Genomic DNA, 6,671 nt, shown 5'->3' with positions numbered 1-6,671 from the left:
TCGCTGTGATACATCATCGGTGCATCAGTTTATTTATATGACTCGCGATGCGCTGACCAGGATCACCACGGTAGATCGCCCTCTTGCCGTGCACGCCCCTCTCCCGATCCACCCCCCGCCGGCCGCGTACGTGCGCGAGCGCCGGCTCGCCGCCGTGCACGCGGCGCTGCAACGCGGCGACGCGCGCAGCGTGACCGACGTGCTGATCGCACACGGCATTCATGGCTTCGGCCATTTCGCGAAGGCGTATGCGCGGCGTTACGGCCACGCGCCTTCCGTCACCGCGAGGCAACCCCGATGACGCACTCCGCAACCGGCCGCCCGGCGGCCCCCGCCCGCGCCGAATCCGCGCCGCACGACAGCGACCCGTCCGAACTGCGCGTGCAGGATCTCGATCTCAACTTGCTGAAGACGTTTCGCGCGGTCTACGAGGAGCGGCACGTCGGCCGCGCGGCGCTGCGGCTCGGCGTCACGCAGCCATCCGTCAGCTATGCGCTCGGCCGGCTGCGGCTGATGTTCCGTGACGCGCTGTTCGTGCGCACGGGCACCGGCGTCGAGCCGACGCCGCGCGCGCAGCGGCTCGCGCTGTCGGTCGACAAGGCGCTCGCGATCCTGCAGCACGTGCTCGACGAAGGTTCGCGCTTCACACCCGACAGCACGCAGCGCGTGTTCCGCCTGCACATGAGCGATTTCGCGGCGAGCGCGTTCCTGCCGACGCTGCTCGCCGCATTCGACCGCCGCGCGCCGGGCGCCGTGATCGAGACGCTGCACGTCGACGAATGCCAGCTCAACGTCGCGCTCGAATCGGGGCGCATCGACTTCGCGCTCGGGCATTTCGCCGACGCGTCGAGCCACTTCCAGCGCGCCGCGCTGCTGCACGAGCGCTGCGTGCTGCTGATGCCGCGCCGCACCGCGCAGCGCGTCGGGCTACCCGACGACTACGTGCTCGATGGCGACGCGCCCGACACGCTGCGCTTCGTCGCAGTCACGTCGCATCCGCAATCGATGCAGTTGCTGGAACGGCACGGGCTGATGCCGCGCGTGCGCGCGGCGCTGCCCGACTTCATGGTGGTGCCCGCGCTGCTGCAGGACGGCGACTATGCGCTGATCCTGCCGGAGACGATCGCGATCACGTTCGCGGCGCGGCAGCCGTGCGCGCTGTACGAGATCGCCGGTGCCGGAGAATGGGCCGTCAACGCGTACTGGCACCGGCGCTTCGACGCCGACCCCGGCCATCGCTGGCTGCGTGCGCTGCTGCTCGAACTGTTCAACATCGGCGAGCTGGCGCCGTTCGACGCATGGCTCGCGCCGCAGCCGCCCGCCTGCGCGTAGCGACGCAAGCGGGCACGCATACGCGCGCGGGGCGGCCGAAACGGTCAGAACGACGTGAGGATGCCCGCGACGATCGAACTGGCGGTCGCGCCCGGCTTGGCGACCGCGACACCGCCGCCCGCCGCGCCGTTCACGACGAAGCGCGCATGCGCGCCGTTGCGCACCATCGCGGCGCCCGTGTACAGCACCGTGCGCTTCGACAGCGGATAGTCGAAGCGGATTCCGTACGAATCGGCGTTGCCGTCGCTGTCCGCGACCTTGCGGTAATGGCCGACACTCAGCAGCAGCGACGCACGCCCGATCGGCACCGTCGCGCTCAGTTCCATGATGTCGCTGTGCGGATACGCGCTCTGGCTGTCGATCGCGGTCGCGACGTCGGGGCCACCGCGATGCCGCATGTACAGTGCGGCAACCTTCACGACGCTGAAATCGTACGAAATCGCACCGAGCGCGTAGTTGCCGTTCGCGGCCGGGCTCGTGTCGCCAAGCGCGGACGCAGCCACCGGGCTGAACTTCTGCTGCATGTAGTCGACGTCGACCGACAGGCCGCCGCGCACGTAGTTGAGCCCCGCGCCGTACGTATCGCCGAGCGTCGCCGGCTGCCCGGCCGCGCCGTTGGTGCCGCGCGCGGCCATCGCCCGCAGCATGAAGCCCGCGTAGCGCGGCGACGTGTAGCGCATCGAGTTGCGCACGCGCAGGAACGCGGGCCCGACGAAGTTGTTCGTCGCGTTGCCCCACGCGAGCCCCGCGCCGAGGCCCGGCAGGCTGTAGGTGACGAGCGTCGTGTGCAGGATCGTGTACAGCTCGCCGAACTGCACGCCGCCGAACGGCCCCGTGATGCCGACCCATGCCTCGCGACCGAACAGCGCGCTGCTGTTCGACAGCGCGCCGCTTCCCGCGTTGAAGCCATCTTCCAGCTTGAAGATCGTCGCGTAGCCGCCGCCGAGATCCTCGACGCCCTTCAGCCCCCACTGCGATGCGAACAGGTTGCCGCTGCCCATGCGCGTCACGTGGTTCGGCCCGGCGTTCGCGTATTCGATCGCGGTGTCGACACGGCCGTAGAGCGTCACGCTCGATTGTGCGAATGCGGGCAGCGCCGCGCAGGCAAGCAGCGCGGCAAGCGGTACGGCAAGCCGGTCGGCCCGCCCGTTCGGTTGGTTCATCGTCGTCGTCCCGTAGATATTTCGGCGCCGGTCGGCGTCGCGCCGCGTGAGGTGAAGCGCGTTCGCCGCGAAGGGCCAACGCTGCCGATCAAAAACGGGCCGAGTCTAGGAACGACAATTTCGGACGTCGACGCAATGCGCTCTATAACGCTTATAGATGCGCCGCATGATGTGCGCGCGCCCCGCCGCAAGCGCGCTGTGCGGCGCCCCGCGCGCACGGCCTCGGTGTTTTCTTTATCCGGGTCGGTAAATGCCCGTGTGGCGCCGCTGTCACTCCGGCTATGGCGGCCGAATTTGGCCGACTACGCTGCGTCTCCGATCGTGTCACCCACACGCTTTCGCGCCGCGACGGCGCCCTTGCCGCCAAGGCCGCTGCCGCGCTTTTCCACCGCCCGCTCCTGGAGAATCCGCATGTCCGCATCCACGGCCCGCGCTGCCGACGGCAAGCGCTATACGTACGAATGGTATGTCGTCGTCATCTGCATGCTCGCGTACGTCTTTTCGTTCGTCGACCGCCAGGTCCTCGTGCTGATGATCGAACCGATCAAGCGCGACCTGCAGCTGTCCGATACGCAGTTCAGCCTGCTGAACGGCTTCGCGTTCTCGCTGTTCTATGCGGTGATGGGGCTGCCCGTCGCGTATCTCGCCGATCGCTACGCGCGGCCGCGGATCATCTCGATCGGCATCGCGCTGTGGAGCGTCGCGACTGCCGCGTGCGGGCTCAGCCAGCATTTCGTGCAGATGTTCATCGCGCGCATGGGCGTGGGCGTCGGCGAGGCCGCGCTGTCGCCCGGCGCGTATTCGATGCTCGCCGACTACTTCCCGAAGGAGAAGCTCGGGCGCGCGATCGCCGTGTATTCGCTCGGCTCGTTCATCGGCGGCGGCGTCGCGTTCCTGATCGGCGGCTACGTGATCGCGCTGCTCAAGCATGCGAGCGCGTTCACGCTGCCGGTGGTCGGGCAGGTGCATGCGTGGCAGGTCACGTTCCTGATCGTCGGGCTGCCGGGGCTGCTGGTCGCGCTGCTGTTCGCCGCGACCGTGCGCGACCCGCAGCGCAAGGGGCTCGCGCAGGATCGCTCGGGCGCCGTGCGGCGCGTGTCGATGCGCGATTCGCTGCGCTTCGTCGGCACGCATCGCGCGACCTTCTCATGCCACTACCTCGGCTTCTCGTTCTACGCGATGACGCTGTACTGCCTGCTGAGCTGGACGCCCGCGTTCTATATCCGCCACTTCGGGATGACGGCCGTCGAAGCCGGCTACACGCTCGGCATCGTGCTGCTGGTCGCGAATACGGCCGGCGTGTTCTGCGGCGGCTGGCTAAACGACTGGCTGTTGCGGCGCGGCCGCGAGGACGCGCCGATGCGTGCCGGCGCGATCGGCGCCGCTTGCATGGTGATCCCCGCGACGCTGTTCACGCAGCTCGACTCGCTGCCCGCGTCGCTCGTGATGCTCGTCGTCGCGATGTTCTTCGCGTCGTTCCCGATGCCGACTTCGACCGCCGCGATGCAAACACTCGCGCCGAACCAGATGCGCGCGCAGATCTCCGCGCTGTTCCTGCTCGTGTCGAACCTGATCGCGCTCGGGATCGGCACGACCGTCGTCGCGCTGTTCACCGATCGCGTGTTCGGCGCGCCGGCGGCGGTCGGCCACTCGATGTCGATCGTCAACGTCGCGGCGGCCACGCTCGCCGCGCTGCTGCTCGCCGCCGGGTGCCGGCACTATCGCCGCAGCCTCGATCGCGAACGCGGTCATGCGTCGGCGGCCGCGCCGCAGGCGGCCGAGGCGGGCAACGCGATCGCCGCGCGCTGAACATCGGGCGCGATCGGTCACGATCGGTCGCCCGACCATCATCCATCCCACTGATTCAGGCATCGCTTTTTAATCGATTTGATTTATGCGATGCCCGTCCCTATTCTCGATCGCATGACGGCGCGGTGTCTGCCGCGCCGCGTTTCCCCTACCCCACGGATTTCCCCATGCAAGCGAACCGCCACCAAGTCCGGATCGACGCGCTGATCGACGCGGCGCAGGACATCCGCTGTTTCCGGGTTTCGCGCGTCGATGGCCAGCCGTTCGACGCATACGAACCGGGCGCCCATATCGACGTCACCGCGCCGTCCGGCATCACGCGCCAATACTCGCTGTGCGGCAACCCCGACGAGCGCGGCAGCTACCTGTTCGCGGTGAAGAAGGAGGCGCAGTCGCGCGGCGGCTCGCGTTCGCTGCACGACGACGTGCGAGTTGGCGCCGAGCTGTCGATCGGCGCGCCGCGCAACCTGTTTCGTCTGACGGATGACGCGAGCGAGCACGTGCTGATCGCAGCCGGCATCGGCATCACGCCGCTGCTGTCGATGGCGTATGCGCTGCACAAGCGCGGCGCGCGCTACCGGTTGCATTACTTCGCACGCAGCCGCGAGCACGCGGCCTTCGTCGCCGAGTTGTCGGCCGAGCCGTTCGCGTCGCACGTGACGTTTCACTACGCCATCGAGCCCGACGCGCTCGCGGCCGAGCTGGGGCGCTGCGTCGAATCGGTCGACGCGCACGCCCACGTCTATACGTGCGGCCCGGGGCCGTTCATGGATGCGGTCGTCGCGGCGGCCGCGACGCGCTTGCCCGACGATTCGATCCATCTCGAACGCTTCGCGGCGGAACCTGCCGCCGCCGATGCGGGCAATGCCGACGCCGGCCCGGCCGACGGATTCGAAGTGCGCCTGCAGCGCAGCGGTCAATCGGTACGTGTCACGCCCGACACGTCGATCGTCGACGCGCTCGCGCGCATCGGCATCGAGGTCGACACGTCATGCGGCGAAGGCGTGTGCGGCACCTGCATGGTGCCTGTCATCGACGGCGAGCCCGATCATCGCGACCACTGTCTCAGCAAGGCCGAGCGTGCGAGCAACACGGTGATCTGCTGCTGCGTGTCGCGTGCGCGCTCGGCGGTGCTGGTGCTCGATCTCTGACGCTCACGGCGCGAGCGGCGCCGGTTCAAGACGTCGCGCGCAGTCGAAACTGCGCGATGACCTCAGCCGGCAACGCGTGGATCCACGCGTCGCCCTCGCCTCGTGGGTCACGCGTTGTCGAATCGCTCGACGAGCTCCGCCAGCAACGCACGCATCTAGCGTGTTTCCCGTCCTCATGGGTCACGCGTCGTCGAATCCCTCGACGCTCTCAACCAGCAACGCGCGCATCCAACGCGTTGCTTCCATCCTCATCGGTCACGCATTGTCGAACCGCTCGACGAGCTCGGTCAGCAGCATGCGCATCCACGCGTTGCCCTCGTCCTCATGAAAATGCTCGTGCCAGTGCATCGTCACCGGCGCGGGCGGCAGCGTGACGGGCAAGTCATACAGGCGGAATGTGTTGTCGCGATTCAGGATCTGTGCGAGCCGCTTCGGCAGCGTCGCATAGAGATCCGTGACCGACAGCACGCTCGGCAGCGCGACGAAGTGCGGCACTTCGAGCGCGATGTTGCGGCCCACGCCCTGCGCGCGCAGCGCATCGTCGAGCGCGTGGTGGCTGTGCTCGACCGATTTCACGTTGACGTGCGCGGCGCGCACGAACTGGTCGAGGCTCAGCGCGGCGCCGCTCGGCACCCCGCGCCGGCGGCCCGTCATGCACACGTAGGTTTCCTCGAACAGCACCTGGTGGCGCGTGCGCGGCATCAGTTCCGGCAGGTTGCCGATCGCGAAATCCAGCCGGCTCGCACGCAGCGCTTCCTCGATCTCCTCCACCGGCAGCGGCTGCACGCTCAGCGTCACGCGCGGCGCGCGCTCGCGCAGCGCCTGGCAGATCGCCGGCAGGTACGCCATCTCGCCCGCATCCGACAACGACAGCCGGAACGTGCGCGTGCTGGTCGCCGGATCGAAGCGCTCCGCATAGCGCAGGGCCACGCGCACCATGTCGAGCGCCTTGCCGACGATGCCCGCGAGTTCGAGTGCGACCGGGGTCGGCTGCATGCCCGAGCGCGTACGCACGAACAGCGGATCGTCGAACAGCGTGCGCAGCCGGCCGAGCGAATAGCTAACGGCCGGCTGCGACAGCGCGAGCCGCTCGCCGGCCTTCGTCAGGCTGCGTTCCTCGACGATCGCCTGGAATACGCGCAACAGGTTCAGATCGAGATGATCGACCGACGTCATCGTAGCCTCCATCATTTGCCGCATTTATTGACCAGCCAAT

The 6,671-nt window shown here is 68.3% G+C and carries 6 protein-coding genes; 4 read left to right on the top strand and 2 right to left on the bottom strand.

Annotation, left to right across the window (positions count from 1 at the left end; translation table 11 throughout):
- On the top strand, positions 1–301 hold a 301-nt coding region (locus G3O06_RS49320), incomplete at its 5' end, for a helix-turn-helix domain-containing protein (protein ID WP_241020373.1).
- On the top strand, positions 298–1,332 hold the full coding sequence (locus G3O06_RS33825; protein WP_205818812.1) for a LysR family transcriptional regulator: 1,035 nt from the start codon (positions 298–300) through the stop codon (positions 1,330–1,332). The genes G3O06_RS49320 and G3O06_RS33825, both read left to right, overlap by 4 nt.
- A 44-nt stretch (positions 1,333–1,376) precedes the next feature.
- Here G3O06_RS33825 and G3O06_RS33820 read toward each other — a convergent pair whose 3' ends face one another.
- A complete protein-coding gene (locus tag G3O06_RS33820; protein ID WP_205818811.1) occupies positions 1,377–2,495 on the bottom strand; it encodes a porin in 1,119 nt (372 codons plus the stop codon).
- A 411-nt stretch (positions 2,496–2,906) separates the two neighbouring features.
- On the opposite strand from G3O06_RS33820, the gene G3O06_RS33815 reads away from it, so the two are divergent.
- Together G3O06_RS33815 and G3O06_RS33810 are read left to right on the top strand one after the other, a co-directional pair.
- Positions 2,907–4,304: an MFS transporter gene (locus G3O06_RS33815; RefSeq protein WP_174968156.1), complete on the top strand. Its 1,398-nt coding sequence runs from the start codon at positions 2,907–2,909 to the stop codon at positions 4,302–4,304.
- 167 nt (positions 4,305–4,471) lie between these two features.
- Positions 4,472–5,455 (top strand): PDR/VanB family oxidoreductase, encoded by a 984-nt coding sequence (locus tag G3O06_RS33810; RefSeq protein ID WP_205818810.1) that lies wholly within the window; start codon positions 4,472–4,474, stop codon positions 5,453–5,455.
- Between the two features lie 255 nt (positions 5,456–5,710).
- Here G3O06_RS33810 and G3O06_RS33805 read toward each other — a convergent pair whose 3' ends face one another.
- Positions 5,711–6,631: a LysR family transcriptional regulator gene (locus G3O06_RS33805; RefSeq protein WP_174968154.1), complete on the bottom strand. Its 921-nt coding sequence runs from the start codon at positions 6,629–6,631 to the stop codon at positions 5,711–5,713.
- Between the last annotated feature and the right edge of the window lie 40 nt (positions 6,632–6,671).

Origin of the sequence: Burkholderia sp. Ac-20345, from assembly GCF_017104825.1 — a bacterium.
Taxonomy (GTDB): Bacteria; Pseudomonadota; Gammaproteobacteria; order Burkholderiales; family Burkholderiaceae; genus Burkholderia; species Burkholderia lata_B.
This window is presented reverse-complemented; position numbering and strand designations above follow the sequence as displayed.

Coding starts and splice junctions, on each gene's coding strand:
- G3O06_RS33810 (WP_205818810.1), top strand. CDS start 4,472: ATGCAAGCGAACCGCCACCAAGTCCGGATCGACGCGCTGATCGACGCG.
- G3O06_RS33815 (WP_174968156.1), top strand. CDS start 2,907: ATGTCCGCATCCACGGCCCGCGCTGCCGACGGCAAGCGCTATACGTAC.
- G3O06_RS33820 (WP_205818811.1), bottom strand. CDS start 2,495: ATGAACCAACCGAACGGGCGGGCCGACCGGCTTGCCGTACCGCTTGCC.
- G3O06_RS33805 (WP_174968154.1), bottom strand. CDS start 6,631: ATGACGTCGGTCGATCATCTCGATCTGAACCTGTTGCGCGTATTCCAG.
- G3O06_RS33825 (WP_205818812.1), top strand. CDS start 298: ATGACGCACTCCGCAACCGGCCGCCCGGCGGCCCCCGCCCGCGCCGAA.